General features: G+C 40.5%; 17 protein-coding genes and 1 riboswitch. Of the genes, 12 read left to right on the plus strand and 5 right to left on the minus strand.

Translation table 11 applies throughout. From position 1 onward, the window contains the following. The first annotated feature begins 62 nt into the window (after window positions 1–62). The 4 genes from MKZ09_RS02960 (at window position 63) to MKZ09_RS02975 (ending at window position 6,760) form a co-directional block, all read left to right on the plus strand. Window positions 63–2,453, plus strand: coding sequence for a CARDB domain-containing protein (locus tag MKZ09_RS02960; RefSeq protein ID WP_076207468.1), 2,391 nt, complete (start codon window positions 63–65; stop codon window positions 2,451–2,453). 164 nt (window positions 2,454–2,617) lie between these two features. Continuing rightward, entirely contained in the window at window positions 2,618–3,037 is a 420-nt protein-coding gene (locus MKZ09_RS02965) for a prepilin peptidase (RefSeq protein WP_076162407.1), read from the plus strand. Between the two features lie 239 nt (window positions 3,038–3,276). Then, entirely contained in the window at window positions 3,277–5,502 is a 2,226-nt protein-coding gene (locus tag MKZ09_RS02970; RefSeq protein WP_076162409.1) for a hypothetical protein, read from the plus strand. 226 nt (window positions 5,503–5,728) lie between these two features. Beyond that, window positions 5,729–6,760, plus strand: a complete 1,032-nt coding sequence (locus MKZ09_RS02975; RefSeq protein WP_076162411.1) for a YaaC family protein — start codon at window positions 5,729–5,731, stop codon at window positions 6,758–6,760. Window positions 6,761–7,186: 426 nt separating this feature from the next. Here the strand turns inward: MKZ09_RS02975 and MKZ09_RS02980 are convergent, their stop codons facing one another. Then, a complete protein-coding gene (locus MKZ09_RS02980; protein ID WP_076162413.1) occupies window positions 7,187–7,729 on the minus strand; it encodes a cupin domain-containing protein in 543 nt (180 codons plus the stop codon). Between the two features lie 1,095 nt (window positions 7,730–8,824). On the opposite strand from MKZ09_RS02980, the gene MKZ09_RS02985 reads away from it, so the two are divergent. After that, a complete protein-coding gene (locus MKZ09_RS02985; RefSeq protein ID WP_076138190.1) occupies window positions 8,825–9,103 on the plus strand; it encodes a hypothetical protein in 279 nt (92 codons plus the stop codon). A 95-nt stretch (window positions 9,104–9,198) separates the two neighbouring features. After that, window positions 9,199–10,002 carry an undecaprenyl-diphosphate phosphatase gene (locus MKZ09_RS02990; RefSeq protein ID WP_076207471.1) on the plus strand — a complete coding sequence of 268 codons (804 nt, stop codon included), beginning with the start codon at window positions 9,199–9,201 and terminating at the stop codon, window positions 10,000–10,002. Between the two features lie 227 nt (window positions 10,003–10,229). Here MKZ09_RS02990 and MKZ09_RS02995 read toward each other — a convergent pair whose 3' ends face one another. The 3 genes from MKZ09_RS02995 to MKZ09_RS03005 form a co-directional block, all read right to left on the minus strand. Then, window positions 10,230–10,445, minus strand: a complete 216-nt coding sequence (locus MKZ09_RS02995; RefSeq protein WP_076207465.1) for a hypothetical protein — start codon at window positions 10,443–10,445, stop codon at window positions 10,230–10,232. Window positions 10,446–10,907: 462 nt separating this feature from the next. Beyond that, window positions 10,908–11,729: an SDR family oxidoreductase gene (locus MKZ09_RS03000; RefSeq protein WP_076207463.1), complete on the minus strand. Its 822-nt coding sequence runs from the start codon at window positions 11,727–11,729 to the stop codon at window positions 10,908–10,910. A 13-nt stretch (window positions 11,730–11,742) separates the two neighbouring features. Next, on the minus strand, window positions 11,743–12,156 hold the full coding sequence (locus tag MKZ09_RS03005) for a MarR family winged helix-turn-helix transcriptional regulator (protein WP_076207460.1): 414 nt from the start codon (window positions 12,154–12,156) through the stop codon (window positions 11,743–11,745). 211 nt (window positions 12,157–12,367) lie between these two features. Here MKZ09_RS03005 and MKZ09_RS03010 point away from each other — a divergent pair, with 211 nt between their 5' ends. Together MKZ09_RS03010 and MKZ09_RS03015 are read left to right on the plus strand one after the other, a co-directional pair. Further along, a complete protein-coding gene (locus MKZ09_RS03010) occupies window positions 12,368–12,820 on the plus strand; it encodes a hypothetical protein (protein WP_076138193.1) in 453 nt (150 codons plus the stop codon). A gap of 89 nt (window positions 12,821–12,909) precedes the next feature. After that, window positions 12,910–13,323, plus strand: coding sequence for an ASCH domain-containing protein (locus MKZ09_RS03015; RefSeq protein ID WP_076138195.1), 414 nt, complete (start codon window positions 12,910–12,912; stop codon window positions 13,321–13,323). A gap of 199 nt (window positions 13,324–13,522) precedes the next feature. On the opposite strand, the gene MKZ09_RS03020 is transcribed toward MKZ09_RS03015, so the two are convergent. Next, window positions 13,523–13,915 (minus strand): hypothetical protein, encoded by a 393-nt coding sequence (locus MKZ09_RS03020; protein WP_051491249.1) that lies wholly within the window; start codon window positions 13,913–13,915, stop codon window positions 13,523–13,525. A 496-nt stretch (window positions 13,916–14,411) separates the two neighbouring features. Continuing rightward, window positions 14,412–14,502: riboswitch (cyclic di-GMP riboswitch) on the plus strand. Window positions 14,503–14,610: 108 nt separating this feature from the next. Between MKZ09_RS03020 and MKZ09_RS03025 the strand changes: the two genes are divergently transcribed. The 4 genes from MKZ09_RS03025 (at window position 14,611) to MKZ09_RS03040 (ending at window position 19,822) form a co-directional block, all read left to right on the plus strand. Continuing rightward, complete coding sequence (locus tag MKZ09_RS03025) at window positions 14,611–16,989, plus strand: choice-of-anchor A family protein (protein ID WP_341040595.1); 2,379 nt, start codon at window positions 14,611–14,613, stop codon at window positions 16,987–16,989. 147 nt (window positions 16,990–17,136) lie between these two features. After that, window positions 17,137–18,072 carry an alpha/beta hydrolase gene (locus tag MKZ09_RS03030; RefSeq protein WP_305953786.1) on the plus strand — a complete coding sequence of 312 codons (936 nt, stop codon included), beginning with the start codon at window positions 17,137–17,139 and terminating at the stop codon, window positions 18,070–18,072. A gap of 819 nt (window positions 18,073–18,891) precedes the next feature. Next, window positions 18,892–19,281: a NusG domain II-containing protein gene (locus MKZ09_RS03035; RefSeq protein WP_036681022.1), complete on the plus strand. Its 390-nt coding sequence runs from the start codon at window positions 18,892–18,894 to the stop codon at window positions 19,279–19,281. Then, complete coding sequence (locus MKZ09_RS03040) at window positions 19,265–19,822, plus strand: Gx transporter family protein (RefSeq protein ID WP_076124520.1); 558 nt, start codon at window positions 19,265–19,267, stop codon at window positions 19,820–19,822. The genes MKZ09_RS03035 and MKZ09_RS03040 overlap by 17 nt, the downstream gene beginning before the upstream one ends. Window positions 19,823–19,836 lie beyond the last annotated feature (14 nt).

Genomic DNA, 19,836 nt, shown 5'->3' on the forward strand with positions numbered 1-19,836 from the left:
CGTATTGCGACAGGCTCTTTTTTATGCAGAGTCTCATATTTTTTTCTGGAGGGGAAAGCGAATTGAAAACGCTCAGGATAAGCAAGGTTTTTCTGTTAGTTATGATCAGCGTGTTATTGCTTGCTCAAGGAGTTTCGGCGGCGGGAACCCCGATGCTACACAAATATGTCCAATGGGATTATGAAAAAGAGGAGGGTTTTGGTTTTGCCGGATACATCCCGGCTCTTGAGAAGCAGGTTGTGAATAATCCTTGGCAGCTATATCGATGGGCGGGACTGTTCACTTTTGCGGATGGGCAGACTCGAATAGTCCCTAATTACGATGTCTTTAACGTTAAGAAGACACCAGATGATGAGAACTTCAGCAAGGAGAATGGGTTTGGTCTAGTTTATAAAAGTGAAGCAGCGCTGGGAGACTTATTTGACTCTATTTGGTCTGGACAATCGATTGATTCAAAACGGCGATTGTATTTCCGGGATCGGTTTGTTCAGACGGCAAGTGATCCTATATTTAAATCAGGACATGAATATTACTATATTATTCAGTATGCTTTTCCGTTCCTCCGCACATCCGGCATTGTCCCGCGCATGGGCATTAAGTTCAACAGCACTCAAAAGATCAGCGCTGACTCCTACCGAGCGCTCTATGATGTTTCTCCTTGGCCTAAATTGACAGTATCCCAGGGAAATGCACTGAATGTGGCCTTTTCTTCCTATGGCTACTCCGAACGGGACATTCGGGTCATCGCAGCCCCTAAGGGGGCATTTCCGGATTTATCCAAAGTGGTTAGTCTAACGGATGGTAAACTGATCCATGCTAGTGAAGCGATCCATAACGGCAATGTAAGCGTGAATGCAAGGGACATCTCCAAAGTCCTTGGTAAAGATGTTGATATCATCGTGGATGATGGGTATGGCCGGACAGCTATTAAGAGCATTTCCCTCCCGGATGAGCAGGCGCTGGATTTTGTACCTACAAAGCTGACGCTCACGGATGGTGGTCAACTTTGGGTGAAATTCCAGTACAACGGTGATGATATAATGGCCTCCGATTATGTGAATACGCGGGGGATGCCGATGAATGCGGCAGTCAAGATTGGGGGCGTGCTTACCGCTGAGTTTTCGCTGGCCTCGATGTATAACTCTCTTCCAGCGACAATAACGAATGGACAAGAATTCAATTACATGCTCGGTAAAATAGAGATTGGTGATGATCCGGGGAAGTACTATATCAAAGTAGATGCTACGATCAATAACCCTGTCCATCAGGATCGGGCGCTGGAGTCACCAGCGTTGGCTTACAACAACAATAGGCTACATGGGGAATGGATGATTGAGCGTGTAGCTCCGAAGGCTGATTTGATTGCAGTATCGATCACGGCTTCGCCGAATTCCATAACCAAGGGTAGTCAGTCCAGCATCATCGGCAAGGTTAAGAACGACAGTGCGACAGCGCAGAATGATGTACTCATTCGTTTCTATGATAACGCCAGCACAATCTATGAGACGCGAAAATCTTTTGCTGCGGGTCAGACGCTAACCGTGGGTCCTTTTAATTGGACAGGCACCTCGACAGGGGTTCACAATCTTACGCTCTCCGTAGATCCTGAGAAAGAAAAAGTAGATCAGAATCGGAGCAATAATATAGTCACGACAGGCTGTAGTGTTGTCTCAGGTGCTTCAGGGAGTGGGAGCGAATGTAATCAGCCGGGGGCTGCTGGTGAATGGTCAGTGTCTTACCCAGTAATTACTGGTTATCCTACGAAGTATTACACTTCGAGCTACACAACGGCGGATGGTAAGACTCACTACTTCACTGAGTATTACACAGACTACGGTGACCCTAACTGGAGCAATACTCCTGTAACGTACCAGGAGCATCTGAAGATCTCAGCAGAAGTAAACACCAAGCAAGGCATAGCAACAGATCTCAACCACCCCAAAGAGACGGATAGGGAGAGTCGTGGTTCCTGGGAGATTATCCCCTACGCCAAGAAAAGCGGAAAGGATGCCAATGCAATTACCAGAGCCGGTTACGGCATTGAGCTAAAAGTGAATACAACGTACAACACAAATTGGGAGACGAAGATACCGACAGGCCTAGAAGAAACAGCATATCCGTTAGGGGGAACTTACTACGGCCCGGATGCGGTGTACGCTACCTTCTATGACCCGAACTGGAAGTACGAGCGTCAGGTCAAACTGGAGAAGACCGGTGGGGACCGCAATAATGCGACCTGGGAGTTACCATTGACCAAGATCACCTCCGACTCTGGCAAAGTCTATCAGAGCCGCAAATACATGACCTCTATGAATGCTACAGATGGTTATTACCGGATCAAGATATCAACTGATCCTGCAGGAATGAATGGGTTAGTGACATGTATCACGAAGCAAGTTGAGATCTATGGTGGAATGTATGACGATGTGCAGAATGTAAGACGGACAAAATAAACAGAAAGTAGCTAACCCCATCGTTCTCGGTGGGGTATTACTTGTGAGCACCGAGAGGGCTCACTAAAAGGAGGGAATTATGATATCTAACTTATTTACATTGCTGAAGGTAATCGTGATCTGTGGCCTGCAACTGTTATTCCCGGATCTAGGAGTATAAAGTGATGGCCATAGTTAATATGCTGCTGATAATGAGTCTAATCATGCTTTGCTGCTGGTTCAGCTACACGGATATCACGGAGCGGCGAATTTCCAATAAGCTAACGTACCCAGCCATTATGATATTACTGATGTTCCGGATTCTGTGTAGTCAGGAATACTTGTGGGGGCTGGTCCCAGGTGTAGTGTTCTTCCTGATCTTCATGATCAGCCCCCGATCCCTGGGGGCTGGTGATGTGAAACTGGTTGTGTTGGTTGGATTATGTATCGGCTTGGAAAGAGAGGTGGTAGCTTTGTTGTTGATGTGTATTTTTGTTTTTCTGTATCAGGGAGGAAGAAAGCTGTTGTCACTGGAGGCCCAACTCGCTGTGCCGCTGGCACCATTTCTGACTTTAGGCCTACTAGGAATTGTTGTCGCTTTATGACTTTAAATTGTCGATTTACAGATTGTTACAATCATGTTAATGTGAAACTACACTGATCGGAAGCACCGGCGTGTAGTCCGAAAGAATCGGCGCAATCGCCCTGTTAGCTTAGGCTGGCAGGGCGATTTTTGGTTAGTTAATTAATTATTTTTGGTCTGATTGTTTAAGTTGATAAGAAGGTTGCCTAAGTCTGGAACAATTGTCGTCAGATAATCTTAATTCTAAAGGTGGCTGAATGTATGAAGAACATCAAAGTTACGATAGAGAATTGTTATGGTATAAGTAAATTAGAACACGAATTTGACTTTACTGAAACAAATTCTTATGTAATTTATGCGCCAAATGGGGTTATGAAGTCTTCTTTTGCTAATGTATTTGATGACTACAGTAAGGACAAAGACTCAAGCGATTTAGTTTTTAGAGACCGTATATCATTGCGAAAAATAATCGATGCATCAGGTGATGATGTTAATAGAGATTCAATTTTCGTAATTAGACCCTATGAGAAAAAATTCAAATCAAATCGTGTTTCCACTTTGCTCGTAAAAGAAGAATTGAAAAAAAGGTACTCAGAAATTCATGAAAAGATAGATAGCGCTAAAGACTTACTCATGAAAGAGTTGAAGAAAAAGACTAAACTAAATAAAGTTGAAGATGAAATTACTAGTGCTTTTAATGCGGGGAAATCAAAAATTATAGAAATATTGTATCAACTTGAGGATTCAGTTTCAGCTGATAGTTTGATTTATCCGTTTTCAAGTATTTCTTATAAGGTGGTATTTGATGAGAAGGTTGTTGAGTTTCTATCTACTGGAGATTTTAAGTATCAAATCAAGCAATACATAGAGAAGTACAATGATCTAATAAAAAACTCGAATTTTTTACGGAAAGAGTTTAACCATTACCATGCCACTACTGTTCAGAAAAATTTATTGGATAATGGGTTTTTCAAGGCTGAGCATACAATTAATATGAATATGAAAGGTGTTAAAACAGAGATAACTTCAGCATCCGAGCTGTCAAAGCTAATAGATGAAGAGAAAAATAAAATTTTATCGGATATCCAACTTCAAAAAATATTTGAAACTATTGATAAAAAAATTTCAAATGCTCAATTAAGAGAGTTTAGAGATTATTTATTCGAGAACCAAAATTTATTGATTGAACTAGAGAATATTCAAAATCTAAAGAAGAAAGTTTGGCTTTCTTATCTTCAGCAACATTCCATTTTATATCTCAATTTAATTAAGGAATACAAGGACGGACAAGTTGAGTTAAAAAAGATAATTAAGCAGGCGAATGAAGAAAAAACGGATTGGGAAAATGTAATTGATATTTTTAATAGAAGATTTTATGTGCCATATACCCTTAGAATGAGTAATAAATCAGATAGCGTATTACGAGACGAAGCGCCTAGTGTTGAGTACGTTTTTAAAGATCGAGATGAAAATTCCGAAACTGTAAGTGAGGAAATATTGCTATCGATATTGAGTCAGGGTGAAACAAGAGCTCTTTATTTGTTAAACATTATTTTTGAAATTGAGTGCAGGAGAAAGCAAGGTCTACAGACATTACTAATTATTGATGATATTGCTGATTCCTTCGATTATAAAAATAAGTACGCTATTATTGAGTATCTAAAAGAAATCTCTGATTCGGAAAATTTCAGTTTAGTGATATTAACACATAATTTCGATTTCTACCGAACAGTACAAGACAGAATAAACACGAATAAATTTACTCAATCATATATGGCAGTGAGGAACGTTGATTCTATAAACTTAATAAATCCTGGATATAAATATATAAGTAATCCTTTCGTGAACTGGAAAAAAGACTTGAATGACAAAGTTAAATTAATTGCTTCTATTTCATTTGCTAGAAATATAGCTGAATATGTAGGGGATACAGTGAATTTTAACAAACTCACTTCAATTCTACATAAGAAAGATGATTCTGGAATGCTTTTAATAAAAGATATTGAAAGTTCCTATAAAGAAATTTTTAAAGACATGGATCATTTGGTACTGAACGATCAGGATAAGTATGTATTAGATGTGATTTTTGAAGTAGCTGAACAACTTTGTGCCGAGTCAACAGAAACAGCTTTGAATTTGGAAAATAAAATTGTGTTATCGATAGCAACAAGAATTAATGCAGAAGTGTATATGATTTCAAAAATAAACGATCCTACATTTGTTTCGAAAATAAAAAGTAACCAGACAGGTAAATTATTTGGTCGATTCAAACGTGATTATTCTAATGAGGTAGAGGCTATAAAAATACTTGAAAAAGTAAATCTTATGACACCTGAAAATATACACTTAAACTCATTTATGTTTGAACCTATACTGGATTTAACTGAACATCACTTAAAAGATCTTTATGTGTGTGTGAAAAAATTAATTATATCGGAGGAACAAAGTGCAATATTTGCTGCCACAGCAGCAGAAGAAGTGAATTAAAAAGGTTTTTAGCGGTAGCAATATCAAGCAATGTAGATTTCTACACATCCCTCTGCTGGTCATTCAAAGGGGCCAGTCATACCTGCTTAGTCTTACTAGCTTCAGCACAATCCAATTCAGTATCCTAACATTATGTAGCATTATAGCAGGTGTGGCCTTCTTTAAAAATAAGAATGAGTGAGTTTTAAAACTTCATTAACAGTCTATAAAAGAGGAGTAAGAGCGTATGGCAGTAAAAAAGGAAATATTACAACCAATTAAATACGGTTTTCCGAATTTTACAAGTGATTCAAGTTGTATAAATTTATGTGATAGCAACAAATTGATAATATCAGATATATGGGGATTTTGGGACTATGTTATAAAGAAAAATGGCGTTGAAAAAATATTTATGAGTTCACTTTTGGAACAAGCAAAGTTTTTCTATGAAGCAGCAGAAAAAAGTCCTATTAAATCTCAACCTCTGTTATATTATTATTCCTTTCTTAATTTCGCCAAAATAGTAATTAATCTTAAAATGAAATATGGAAAATGTATCTATAATCATGGAATTACACAAGCGAGGGGGAATAATAAATTTTCAAATGCTGAGATTTCAATAATGAAACTTAAGCTAGACACAAAAAATGTATCAGCAGAATTGGAAAAGGTGTTAAACGAGAAGGATATATCGAGTAACTTATCGTTAAATGTAAAACAATTATTAAATCATTGTGTTGGAATACATAGAACATATTCAGAGATATATAATCAAAAAGAAGTATTCTATAGAATTATGAATGAGGAGTTAATCAAATATGGTAGAGAACTGATTTTTAAGGCTGAAGTGAAGTGTAGTAGAGAAGATATTGTTACTCTTGAGTCTCAAGGTTATACATTGAGAACGGAAGAAGGAAAAACCAAAGTTATTGAAAGCTATATTATGCCCTCTAGTAGAGTTACTAGGAAATGTTATTACGAACTAGCACGGATCTTAAGAGACAAAGGTATATGGTATTATATTGGTACTAATGGATATGTTAATTACCTATCAGCTAGTAATATTTCAAGATACTCTCCAGAATTTATTATTTACAATGTAATGTTCTACTTGGGATCAATTACAAGATACTATCCATATCTTTTTGATGAAATTTTTTCTGCTAAAGAACAGTGGCTAATGGGAGAATTCTTAACTACTCAGCCTAAACAATTCATTTACCTAACTACAGCAAAAATACTTAGTCAAGATGTATTGAAAGCATATGCGGATTTTTAGTAAGACAGAATGTAAATGTATTGAACTGACTTGAAGTGACAGTGGATTCTGCGGAGTAGAGATGTGCTACTTATCTGGGAGTGATTTGAGCAAAGGTATGATTAAGGCTGGTCTCCAAATGACTTTATAAAAGTGACCACATAATTACTTCAGTTTAAATAGAACCGAAGAAATACAGTGATCACTTTGGTCACAAATTTGGTCGCGAACTCTTTATAATCCAATTTACCTTATAGTCCCGAACCCCAATAAAATCAACGATTCACTAATAGAGTTTTAGGGGTTATCCCTTTCCTCTATATCAGTTGGTTAGAGCGGTCAGCTTGCGGTACAGATATGAAGTTAAGGCATACTAAACTAAACTTATGCTGTGATAAGATGAATAAATTGGCCGCGGGCTCTGGCCGGGACAAAATAAGATTGTTTTTATATCTGAACGTGCTTACCTTCTGCAGATATGGCATTTGCTTTTGTTTCATGAACTGTACCATATGGATGTTCAGGCGGTGCATAGATAACATATAGTTTAAGGGGTTTGTTTCCTGTATTCGTTAAATTGTGCCATTTTCCAGCAGGTACCATAATTGCATAGTCATCGTAGGCCATCACTTGAAAATCTAAATTGTCTTTCCTATCCCCCATTTGAACAAGTCCCTGACCTTCTTCAATACGTATAAATTGATCTGTTGTCGGATGGACCTCTAAACCGATATCATCGCCAACATTGATACTCATCAAAGTCACTTGAAAATATTTCCCTGTCCATAAAGCGGTACGGTAAGTTTGGTTTTGCTTTGCTACCTGGTCAATATTCACTACAAGTGGACATTGTCCATAATCTCTTAAGTTTATTTTTCCATAGGGGTAGCAATTATAATAATGTTGAGGCAGATATGTCTGATAGTTGTTAATCCAATTGTTATGCATAGGGTAATGCAATTGATACTGATGGCATGAATTATGGTACATACTCATTCTCCTCTTACGATTTTGTGTGTACTTTAGTCATATGCATCTGCCTATGTAAAGGAGTGCAAAACCTGCAAAAATGGGCTGGAGCCTAAGGAGGCCAGGCATAAGATTAGCTTCGTCATTCGTTTCAATGGAAGGTTAAAGACGTCTATAATAAACGTGTAAACACAAGGACACCCATGTACAAGGAGGTTTAGGAAGAAGTGATATGCTGGCCATATACTCATTATTACTCCAGCGGGAACGTGGTGTTAAGGTAGCATTACGTTGCGGTTTTTCTTCTAACAAAACTTCTAACCAATCTTCTAACAACAACCAAATATCAACAAAACTTTAGAAGTAACTATATGCTTAAAACACGCGATTTATTGCCCAACAGACCCCAGGAAAACCTAATAAATATATGCTGGGTCGCACTCGTAATGCGTAGGCCGGGGGTTCAATTCCCTTCACCAGCATATCTAAGAATGGCGCAATGGCGCGGTTTTCCGGGATTCCGGGACCGTGCCATTTGTCTTGAAATTACCTGTCTTCTACCATTCTTCTACCTTTACTCAAGTAAAGTGAGGTCTTCGGTTATTGATGAATGGCCCTAATGAAAACGGTATGACTAGTGGTCACTGTCGAGCAGATGGAAGGCGTGTCGCAAGCTGACAGCAATCAGAATGAAGGATGTGGAGGAGGAGCAGCATAAGCTGCTTTTCTCTTGCGGGGGCAGATCGGTTAGATGGTAATTACTATAAAAATAAAAAAGACACCACAAGGTGTCTTAGTACAGATACTTTTCGCTCGAATTTCACGAGCTCGTCAGTGAACTGAGTTCATAAGCAAGACTGGCTACGGCTAACAGATGAAGAGATAAAGTAATATCAATGTTAAAATGTGCGGTAATATTAATTTTCATAGATAACCACGCTCCTAAAGTATAAATACACATAAAGAAAACTTTATAAAGCGCTTGGCCTGCCATCATCAGTGCCAGGTAGCCATCCTGTACAGACGCCTTAGCGTTTCGACAATAATATTATACTTAATATTTTGTGTTTTGCAAACCAAAGACCCCCATATCCTTGGTCGGGGTGGCGGTTCTGTGTGGTTTCTCAGCGCTTTGGAATCATGATGGTGATTGAGGCTCCACGCACGCGGCCGCAGAATGATCAGATGGAAGTTACGTTTCGGTATTCATATCTGCTGCATGCTCCGAAATTGATTATCCAAAATAACGGGCAGCAAGTTCAGAAGATTAACGGATTTTTTATTGATCAAGGTTTAATGTTTGATTCTGTTGTTATGCTAACGGGAAATGGTAGTTTAATAAAGGAGTTACTTAAGACTGGAATAATGAGCAATGTGACAATTATGTCATTCTGAATTGAATATTGTTAGGTTAATCGATGGGGAAGTTTACGTGTCTCCCTTATACTGGAAATTAAATGATTTTATTTCCGTAAGGGGACAATCCAATGATGACTGACGTAATTAAGGCAATAATACTTGGCATAATAGAGGGCTTAACTGAATTTTTACCAGTATCATCTACTGGACATCTTATTTTAGCAGGCGATTTGCTTAGCTTTGAGGGTGATGCTGCAATAACTTTTAAAATTGTTATTCAGTTGGGTGCAGTGATGGCAGTTCTAATTCTTTATTGGAAAAGGTATTTGGAGATTGGGGTTAATATGATTAGAATGGATTTTTCCAAAAGCAAAGGATTAAATGTCATTCATATGATTTTGGCTATGTTACCAGCATTAATCCTATATCTTCTCTTCAAGGACACAATAAAAAGCCAATTATTTGGCCCAACCCCTGTTTTGATCGGTCTAGTTGTTGGTGGTGTGTTGATGATCATTGCAGCGCGGAATAGGCGGACTGAAACCGCTGGTACTATCGATGAGATTAATTATAAACAGGCTTTCGGAATTGGTCTGTTCCAATGCTTGGCGTTATGGCCGGGATTTTCGAGATCAGGTTCGACGATTTCAGGTGGCCTGTTGCTTGGCACTAGCCAAAAAGCCGCTGCAGATTTTACATTCCTTATTTCCGTGCCAGTTATGTTTGGTGCAAGCTTGTTGGATTTGTACGATAGTCGTGATTTGCTGAGTTCTGACGATTTGCTTCTAATGTTAATTGGCTTTGCGACATCCTTTCTTGTGGCAATGATTGCAGTAGTGACGTTCATCAAACTGATTAAGCGACTTCGATTGGAGTGGTTTGCTCTATACCGGTTTGTTTTAGCAGCTCTCTTCTATTTAATTGTCATACAGTAATTGGATTAGTTAATATGAACATCATGGGAAAGAAGCTTTTAAAAAGGGTTATACATCATATCCTGCACAGATTGAACTAGAGGTTCAAAACAAGGGGAAATCACCAAACAAGACAAAGCTCATGTAATCTATGAACTAAGGAATGAATTTTCGGTGAAAGCACTTCTACAGCTAGCCGTTATCCCTCGTTTGTTTCTTCTACCATCAGTTTAAGGTGGGACTTTTGCTTACCAAGTATTATAGTTCGACTGATACTTAACATGTTTGTTCTCATAGCTCTCATTGGGGTAATCACGTCTGACAGACTGCAAGTAGCCTGAAATTGCAAATGCTGAAATAAGCCCCCCTATAATTCCTGTGATTAAGCTGAATGTTGAAAATCCGAATGTGGCAACTACACCAATGGAAGACAATGCTACAAGCAATAGACTGAATATTTTCATCTTTATACACACCTCCATTTTGTATATGTAGTAATTTGAAAATTAAGATTGATACGTTACTATATTTGATCGGTTTCGATAAAAAAATAATATTTCAGCAAATCTTTAGACGGGCTTCATACTTATTTAAGCTATGAGGATTATAGTAAATACATAACCCCCTTATAAAATAGATCTAGACCCTGCCGGAAGTTGGTGGGGTCACTTTTTTGCACAGAGTAAATTTATAAATATGGATTTCTCCTTAAATCTATACAAAGAAGCGCCGCCCCTTTTGGAGACGCCGCTTCTTTATAGTAGATTCTATTCTTTTGCTCAATTCTTGATTTTGGTGATTTTTTTGGCGGTAACTTGTGCAGGGAATGAATCATCACTTACTTCAAAAAACACTTTAATCTCATCGCCTTTTTTATATTTAGAAGGTGCAACTTTCCTGATGGTTTAGCCCAAAAACCTCCATGATTAAACTAATTCGTACTTATAGTCATGTGCAAATTCTTTGAATGTAATGGGTCTTTTACCAAGTAATATTTCTAAATCAGGCGTGGTTTTTTTGGCTAATCCAATTTTTGCTGTGAAGTAAATTCCAATCATAACAGTAACAAATTCTTTTTGGATTCCTTTTGTTAACATTTTATCTCTAAACTGAAGAACGGATGGATTAACATATTTGATTGTTTCTCCTAGCTCTTCAGATAAAATTTCAGCTACTTCATAGTAATCTAGCGCTTCAGTCCCCGTTAACGAGTAACCTTTATTTTCATGACCATTCTCAGTTAGGACTCTAGCTGTTACAGTACCGATATCACGAACATCGATAAAGCTAGTCTTGCCTTTTCCTGCGGGTACATAGATCTCCTTTTCTTTACGTAGCTCTTCCCCATGTTGAGCAATTAAGTTTTGCATGAAGAAACTTGGGCGTAAAAAAGTATATGGAATTCCTGATTTTTTAATGATTTTTTCTATTTTATGGTGTGGAACAATTGGGTTTTTCTCTACGCCCAATAGGGATAGAAACACAATGTGTTCAACTCCGACTTCCTTTGCGATATCTATGAGAGGTTGGAAATATTTTTTTGAGTCAGCTATATGAGGAGGGCGCAGTAAAAATAATTTTTTCACTCCTGTTAACGCTGGACGAAAAGAATCAGCATTTTCAAAATCTAAATAAACATACTCACTGTCCTTTCGATGGGAGGCAATTTTAAAAGGTGTTTCACTTTTCCTTAGTTCGTTAACCACTTCACGTCCTACATTACCGGTTGCCCCTGTGATTAGAATCATAAGTTTCACTTCCCTAACTAATATTTAAATAGATCGTTTTAAGCACGTTCATAAACGTGGACATTTCTTGTTCAGAAATATTTTTAAGTGCGTTATCCATGATTTCGTCACTAAGAACTTCTATTTGATTCTTAATTATCATTCCCGAATCTGTAATGAATACAAGATTTGATCGTTTATCATTTGGATTATCTCTAATGTCCAGAAGCCCTTTTGCTTTAAGTCGCTCGAGTATACCCGTTATTGTAGGGCGATCCGAGTAAGTTCGCTCTGCAATCATAGCTGGAGTTGTTCCTTCTAAATGAATAGATATATCTTTTAATACGGCCCATTGAGGAGCTGTTACATTATAAAGTAAAAGTTTTTTTGTTAAGCTTTTTTTCATTTCAAGACTTACTCTTATTAATAACTGTCCTGGGTTGTCCATAAATTAATTCCCCTCTTTACATAGTTTGTACACTAACTATTTGATTAGTATACAAACTATATTCTCCTTTATCAATTTTAATTATTTTATTTGTTTAAATTGGGGGGAGTTACAGGTGAATGTCTATAATATTGATATTTAGAACTTTTGTTTGTATATAATAAAAATGAATGTTCTTATAGCATACATTAAGTTTTGGGAGGGGAATATTATGATAAAATATGGATTTCAGTTTTCGTTGAAAGGCCTTTTATTATACACTTTACAGCTACTTCCTAATATAATCTGGATGTTAGTGCCTCCTGCAAATAATGTGCTTACTGGAAACAGTTCCACCCATAAAACATTGAATATTATAGAAGGATTGTTTGGAGTGTTGACGGTTATTCTTATGGTTGTTCTGATAAACAAAGGCGAAGGAAGTAACAGCAACCTTTACATTGGACTAGCAGTTTTGTTTTTGGCAGCCTATTATATTTCTTGGATGCTCTATTATAATGGGGTGGTTGCTCCGTGGTTACTGATACTAGGAATTGCAAGCATGCCGCCTTTGTATTTCTTTTTCGTTGGACTTTGGATGAAAAACTATCTCCTCCTCGTTCCATGTGCTATTTTTGGAATTACCCATATTTTGATTACTAGCATGAATTTTTTGAGACCATAAATTATACTTATGAATTACTGTGACCATACTCTGAATATGCAAGCCTAAGGTGATCGTTTCAGGGTCATTCGTAGGAGAGGATAATTATCATGCGGTGTATAACAATACGGCAGCCTTGGGCGACCTTAATTGCTCTTGGTGAAAAAGAGTTTGAAACTCGTTCATGGAGAACAGCCTACCGCGGCGAGTTAGGCATTCATGCCGGGATGCGGATCGACAAAAAGATTTGTGAACAGGAACCGTACAAATCAGTATTGGCGAGACATGGCTATACAGCGAATAATTTGCCGACAGGAGCTATTATTGCTACAGGTCAGCTCGCGGGATGTTATGTGGTTACTCCAGAGGTGGATTTAAGGGAATGGATCAATGGGAACGAATATGATTTTGGCGACTATAGCGAAGGACGGTTTGCTTGGAAGCTTGAAGGGGTTCATCCATTAAGCCATCCGATTCCAGCTAAAGGTCGGCTAAGCTTGTGGGAGCACTCTAATCACTTCTGAACGGCGAACAATATTTTTAATGTAATTTTTATGTGCCTATCAGCTTTTTTTCAGGTTCGAGGTATATATTAGAGACACCAAACACCCCCCAGTGTTTTGTGGTATATCTCTCTCAGGTCTTGCCAACTCCCATGGTAAGGCCTATTTTTTTGTTCACTAATTGATTGGGGGGAGAGAGCGCAGCGGCTTCTATACAGCTTTACTTAATCTGGTACTGTTCTTCGTAACTCTTAAAAGATGAAATATCCAGCCCTAGGTATCTGCGCATATGGATGGCAGCCTGAGCCGCAACAATGTCATTCAACAGCAGCATTCGTTCGTGATAGCCACGACATATATACTTGGCTTCAATTCCCGTATTAAGTCTGTTTTGCTCATACACCTTGATTCCCCGTCTTCTCATTTCTGCACGAACATCCCTTAGATCTGTTGTAGCTACTGCAGCAGCTGTTCCAAGCACCTCCAGATAAGGGGCGGGTGTTCGTAAGTGTGTAGATAAAATGGCGGAGTCCCGTTCGAAAGCTGATAAAATCATCGGAAGCAATAAATAAGATTTCACCAGCATGTTGTCCCTGCTTTCTGCTCTATGCATGAATCTCATCACCTCTAATAGGAACGTATATTCGTATTCTACCCCGATATTCCAAAAATAATCAATGGTATTTCTAAACAGCTTATCCAATGTGATTAAATTCACAACTAAATAACGAAGAATAAATTATATTAAAAATTGTAATAATAAAAATTAATATATCGGACGCACATAAAGGAGAATTATGATGGAAAAAGAGGGCAGCCTCCAGCGTGGATTGTTTTTTGGTTTAATTCTGAGTGTTCCCTTATGGATATCCATATTGGGCTATATACAGTTACTTTAAAATTTAATGAAAAACCTTATGCGAAGCGCCTTTAGGCGCTTTTTTTGTGTGGTACTAATGCGGGGGGATTATCGAAAGGAATTGATTGACAATTGTGGGTGTCGGGCGCTAAACTGTTATTAATTCAAAAGTATTAAAAGTCATAGACTGTTATTGGATAGAATGCTTCAGCTACCAGTTCTGGACTTGCAGTGTAATACATATATATAGTCATGATAATAGCAAACCGTCTGAAAGGGCGGGACGCAAAGTCCAGGAGTCTAAAGTGTCTTAAAGGCACAATGACCGTCCGACTGCCATGAGAAGGGAATTCCACTTCTTTTTGGCGGTCTTTTTTGTTGTTAGGTCCTTTAGAGTTTCTGGTAATTATTCTGATTAATATAAATCATAGTTTTAGGAGGTGTGCCATTTGAAAAGAAGAATAAAACCGTTACTCTCGCTTGTATTAGCTGGGATTTTGACGGTAGGTAGTGGGCTTTCCTCATTGGGAGCTGGAGTTGCTGGAGCTAGTAGTTCTTCTACATTGGGAATTGCAGCGGTCTACAACGTGTTTATTCTAGGGGATATAACAACAGTTTCGGATACGGAAGGAAGGTTTGCTGCTGGAGGTAACGTTAACTTAACCAACTATAGTGTTGGAGATAGGTTGAACGCTGCAGAGGTTTCCCTGACTGACACACTTGTTGTTGGAGGGAATCTTACTTTCAACGGAGGTACTGTTTATGGGAATATCGTGTACGGGGGAGATTTTTCAGGGAATGTAACGCTCCTCAAGGGTGGTACAAAAAGACAGGGGAGTACGATTGACTTTTCAGCCGTAGGTCAGTCTTTGAAGGACAAATCAGCAGAACTTGCAGCATTGCCGGCGAATGGAACAACAGTGTACCAATATGGCAGCCTTACCCTGACAGGTACAGATCCTGCGGTCAATGTTTTTAATGTTCCAGGAGATAACGTCTCTAATACCTACGGAATTACAATAAATGTTCCTTCAGGATCTACTGCAATTATTAATATTGATGGTTCTAACGTAAAAATGAAAAACTTCGGATTTCTACCTAATAACGTGTTGAACAGCAAGAAAATTTTGCTTAACTTTAGCCAAGCTGCGTATCTTGATATGGCAGGCATAGGTGTAATGGGAAGCATACTTGCCCCCTATGCTCATGTTGATTTTATTAATGGTCAGATTAACGGTACTTTAGTGGCGGCTTCACTCAAAGGTACTGGTGGTGGTGAATTTCACCACTATCCATACGATGGTGATGAACCTGGACCAACGCCGACACCAACGCCGACACCAACGCCAACAGTGACACCAACGCCGACACCAACACCGACACCGACGCCGACAGTGACACCAACGCCGACAGTGACACCAACACCAACGCCGACAGTGACACCAACACCAACGCCAACACCGACGCCGACGCCGACAGTGACGCCAACGCCAACGCCGACAGTGACACCGACGCCAACACCATGTCCCACGCCGACAGTGACACCAACGCCGACACCAACGCCGACAGTGACACCAACGCCGACACCAACGCCGACAGTGACACCAACACCAACGCCGACAGTGACACCAACACCAACGCCAACACCGACGCCGACGCCGACAGTGACACCAACACCGACACCAACACCGACGCCGACAGTGACACCAACACCGACACCGACGCCGACAGTGACACCAACACCAACGCCGACACCAACACCAACACCGACGCCGACAGTGACGCCAACACCAACGCCGACGCCGACAGTGACACCAACGCCGACAGTGACACCAACGCCGACAGTGACACCAACACCGACGCCGACAGTGACACCAACGTCGACACCGACACCGACGCCGACACCAACGCCGACAGTGACACCAACGCCGACACCGACGCCGACGCCAACACCGACGCCGACAGTGACGCCGACACCAACACCGACAGTGACGCCGACGCCGACACCAACGCCGACGCCAACAGTGACACCAACGCCAACACCAACGCCGACAGTGACACCAACGCCGACACCAACGCCAACACCGACGCCGACGCCAACACCGACGCCGACAGTGACACCAACACCAACACCGACGCCGACACCAACGCCGACAGTGACACCAACGCCGACAGTGACACCGACACCGACAGTAACACCAACGCCGACGCCAACGCCAACAGTGACACCAACGCCGACGCCGACACCAACGCCAACGCCGACAGTGACGCCGACACCAACAGTGACGCCGCCTGAGGCAACACCGACACCGACGGTAACGCCTGAAGCAACGCCAACACCGACGGTAACACCAGAAGCAACACCGACACCGACGGTAACGCCAGAGGTAACACCAACACCAACACCAACGGTAACGCCTGAGGCAACACCAACGTCGACACCAGAGACTTCGGTGTTCCCGACACCAACGCCATCATCCGTAATTGGCACTATAGTTCTTGCAGAAGATCCTGTGCCGCTTGGGCCTGTAGCTTCGCCGACACCAGCGCCAGTACCAACACCAACACCAACACCAACACCGTCGAATAGCACAGAAGTACTTGTTGATGATGATGAGATCCCATTAGGTCCGGTACCGGCAGTGACACCAACACCAACACCTGATGAAATCATCGTAGTAGACGATACGATCCCATTAGGTAAGCCACCTGTGAAGGAATTGCCAAAGACGGGTGAATCAAGTCCTGCACCTTACTATGTAGCAGGTTTAGGTTTTGCACTTATCGGATTATTAATGAGAACCAAGTTCTCCAAAAAGAATAAATAATAAACGGTAGAGCAACATAGAGTCGCTTTCGGGGGGTGTCCCGATGGCGGCTCTATTTGTATGTCATGATTGCGATAGTTTGGTGCATTCTAAGTAGATGGTATACTCTTGTTGCAAAAGAAATGAAGAGGGGATGGCGAAGGCGAATTGATATGGTTCATTATTAGCGCTGTAATCATCATAGGGATTCTAATCTATGTGGGATTTTTCTTCTATGGTATTGCTATTAAACGAGCGCCAAAGGTATTTCTAAGTAATAATCCTAATCTGAAGGCTGATCCTCCGGTTGCCGGAGCTTCTTGGGGGGAGGGGAAGGATTGGGTCTCTCGCCAGAGCTTTGAGAATATTGAGATCGTATCTGCAGATGGACTTAAACTAAGAGGTTACTTACTCCAATCTAATCGTGCTGCGGGACGCACAGCCATTCTAGCCCACGGTTATTCAGGTAAAGCAAAGGATATGGGGGCGTACGCCAAAATCTACTACGAGAACTTAGGCTTTAACATCCTAATTCCCGATGCAAGAGGGCATGGAGATAGCGCAGGGGATTACATTGGTTTTGGTTGGCCGGAACGAAAAGATTATTTGCAATGGATTGAATACATGATTAAAAAGACTGGACCCAGTGCTCAAATTGTGCTTCACGGTGTTTCTATGGGCGGCGCTACAGTGCTAATGACCTCAGGGGAAGATCTTCCGCCGCAGGTAAAAGCTATTGTTGCGGACTGCGCTTATACCTCAGTAAAAGCACAATTATCTTACCAACTACGACGCATGTATCGCTTACCAAGTTTCCCTTTCGTACAAAGTGCAAGTCTAATTACCCGCTTGAAGGCGGGGTATGGTTTTGGTGAAGCCTCTGCATTAAAACAAGTGCGGAAAGCGAAGGTTCCGATTCTTTTTATTCATGGGGATGCGGATAACTTTGTACCTTTTGCTATGATGAATGAATTGTATGAGGCATGTCAGAGTCCAAAAGAGAGGCTCATAGTACCGCAAGCGGGGCATGGATTGTCTTATGATACGGATAAGGCGGGGTATATAGATGTAGTAACAGCTTTTGTAAGTCGATATGTAAAATAAGTCCTGAACGTAGACAGCGCCCGATATCCGCTAGGTAGCGGTTATCGGGCGCCTATATTTTTCCACACATGACGTAGTCCTTGAATAAGGAACGTACCGTCATGCTTTCTCGTTATATTCATCCCCCGCCGTTCGTGAGTAACGGGTGTCTTGATTCCTTGTTATTTCCAGCAGCCGTGTGGCGAGAATAATCCTTCCAATACGACAAAAGCCCTACCTCTCTTTTGCCCTTGCGGCTCCATTGACCGCGCCAGTGTGAATCGGAATGCTATATTTCGAATTTAATCTCATAAAAAGGAAGAGTACTGCAAGAAAACATAAAGCCTCTTTGTCCAAAATGCCGATGTGTATAATAGTCGGCCTGACATCTTCTTGGTGGGGATATTCAATATATCGAAAAACAAATACCATATAAATATAACACACTATTGTTTAAAAGGCAAATATAATAATCAATTCCAAGATAAGGTTTATTTGATTCTAGAGAGAAACAAACCTCGATAAGGAGCGCTTAGATTTTGAAAGTAACTTAAATTGGGTTAATTGTGAATTATTCCGGAAAAGCTAGTAAACCAGAGGAGATGGGCGATCTCGGTGCAAATGGGCTAAAATGTAAGTTGGGTATTTTTGCAAACGCTACAAACTACAACTGAAAATACCAGAGACGAATGGGTTGTGTCTGCTGGGGTTATTTTGCGTGCCTATTTTGTGAACAGCTCTCTAAAACTGACAATAAACTCCAACATTGATTGAAGGATTGAGGGTAGACCGTTATAATTAATAAGTCTGGATTTTAATTAAAAAATAAGGGAGATTTTTATGAAACGCGCAGATGTGTGGCTGATTTCCATCGTATTGATTGCTGCGCTCGCTTTTCTCGTACCGAGATGGTTTTCGGACAATGATGACAAAGGTGGGGCCGGTAAAAATCTCATAGCCAATGTAACGGTGGACGGTGAGTTATTTAAAACGGTAAAGCTTACAAAAGAAGAACAAACCATTGAGGTCCGCACGGAACGCGGCTATAACATTTTGAAGGTGCATGATTACGGGATTGAAATGTACGATGCCGATTGCGCTGATAAAGTTTGCCTAGGTTTTGGTTTTATTACCCTGCCCAAACAGACGATTGTCTGTCTACCGCATAGAGTATTAGTCGAAATCACCAGTGCGTCGGGGGAGGATGATATAGATGCCTATGTCCAGTAGTGAATCTGCAACAGCTTTAAAAAGAACAGTGATTATTGCGATTTTCGCCGCAGTGGCAGTAGTGTTAAGTTTAATAGAGGCACAGATTCCGTTATCCGGGATGGGACTGGTGCCGGGTGCTAAGCTCGGGCTGGCCAACATTATGATTTTGACTTGTATTTATTTTTTACGTGGACGGGATGCTTTGCTGCTTGTCATCCTCAAAACACTGCTTACTGCATTTCTGCTAGGTACCTTCTCAAGCTTGCTGTTTAGTTTATTTGGTTCACTTTTTAGCTTTGTTGTTATGTTTGTGCTGATGCTGATTAGTGGCAAAGGTAAGAGTATAAGCTTGATCGGAATTAGTATAGCCGGTGGGATTGCGCATAATATCGGTCAGCTGCTGGCAGCTTCTATGGTATTTGCATCACTTAGTATTTTTTATTATCTTCCCATGCTGCTGATCACTGGGGTAGTAACAGGAATTGCCGTGGGCTATGCAGTCCGTTATTTGGTGGCGTCATTGTCAAAAATATCGCTGTTTGAAGAATTTTTGGACTGATTAGTCACATCAGC

Source organism: Paenibacillus sp. FSL R5-0908, assembly GCF_038006245.1.
Classification (GTDB): domain Bacteria; phylum Bacillota; class Bacilli; order Paenibacillales; family Paenibacillaceae; genus Paenibacillus_AQ; species Paenibacillus_AQ odorifer.

What these genes read in the sequence shown, in the direction of transcription:
- MKZ09_RS03035 (WP_036681022.1), top strand. Translation starts at nt 18,892, where the DNA reads ATGAAACGCGCAGATGTGTGGCTGATTTCCATCGTATTGATTGCTGCG.
- MKZ09_RS03000 (WP_076207463.1), bottom strand. Translation starts at nt 11,729, where the DNA reads ATGATTCTAATCACAGGGGCAACCGGTAATGTAGGACGTGAAGTGGTT.
- MKZ09_RS03010 (WP_076138193.1), top strand. Translation starts at nt 12,368, where the DNA reads ATGATAAAATATGGATTTCAGTTTTCGTTGAAAGGCCTTTTATTATAC.
- MKZ09_RS02980 (WP_076162413.1), bottom strand. Translation starts at nt 7,729, where the DNA reads ATGTACCATAATTCATGCCATCAGTATCAATTGCATTACCCTATGCAT.
- MKZ09_RS02975 (WP_076162411.1), top strand. Translation starts at nt 5,729, where the DNA reads ATGGCAGTAAAAAAGGAAATATTACAACCAATTAAATACGGTTTTCCG.
- MKZ09_RS02990 (WP_076207471.1), top strand. Translation starts at nt 9,199, where the DNA reads ATGACTGACGTAATTAAGGCAATAATACTTGGCATAATAGAGGGCTTA.
- MKZ09_RS03005 (WP_076207460.1), bottom strand. Translation starts at nt 12,156, where the DNA reads ATGGACAACCCAGGACAGTTATTAATAAGAGTAAGTCTTGAAATGAAA.
- MKZ09_RS02995 (WP_076207465.1), bottom strand. Translation starts at nt 10,445, where the DNA reads ATGAAAATATTCAGTCTATTGCTTGTAGCATTGTCTTCCATTGGTGTA.
- MKZ09_RS03040 (WP_076124520.1), top strand. Translation starts at nt 19,265, where the DNA reads ATGCCTATGTCCAGTAGTGAATCTGCAACAGCTTTAAAAAGAACAGTG.
- MKZ09_RS02965 (WP_076162407.1), top strand. Translation starts at nt 2,618, where the DNA reads ATGGCCATAGTTAATATGCTGCTGATAATGAGTCTAATCATGCTTTGC.
- MKZ09_RS02970 (WP_076162409.1), top strand. Translation starts at nt 3,277, where the DNA reads ATGAAGAACATCAAAGTTACGATAGAGAATTGTTATGGTATAAGTAAA.
- MKZ09_RS03020 (WP_051491249.1), bottom strand. Translation starts at nt 13,915, where the DNA reads ATGCATAGAGCAGAAAGCAGGGACAACATGCTGGTGAAATCTTATTTA.
- MKZ09_RS03015 (WP_076138195.1), top strand. Translation starts at nt 12,910, where the DNA reads ATGCGGTGTATAACAATACGGCAGCCTTGGGCGACCTTAATTGCTCTT.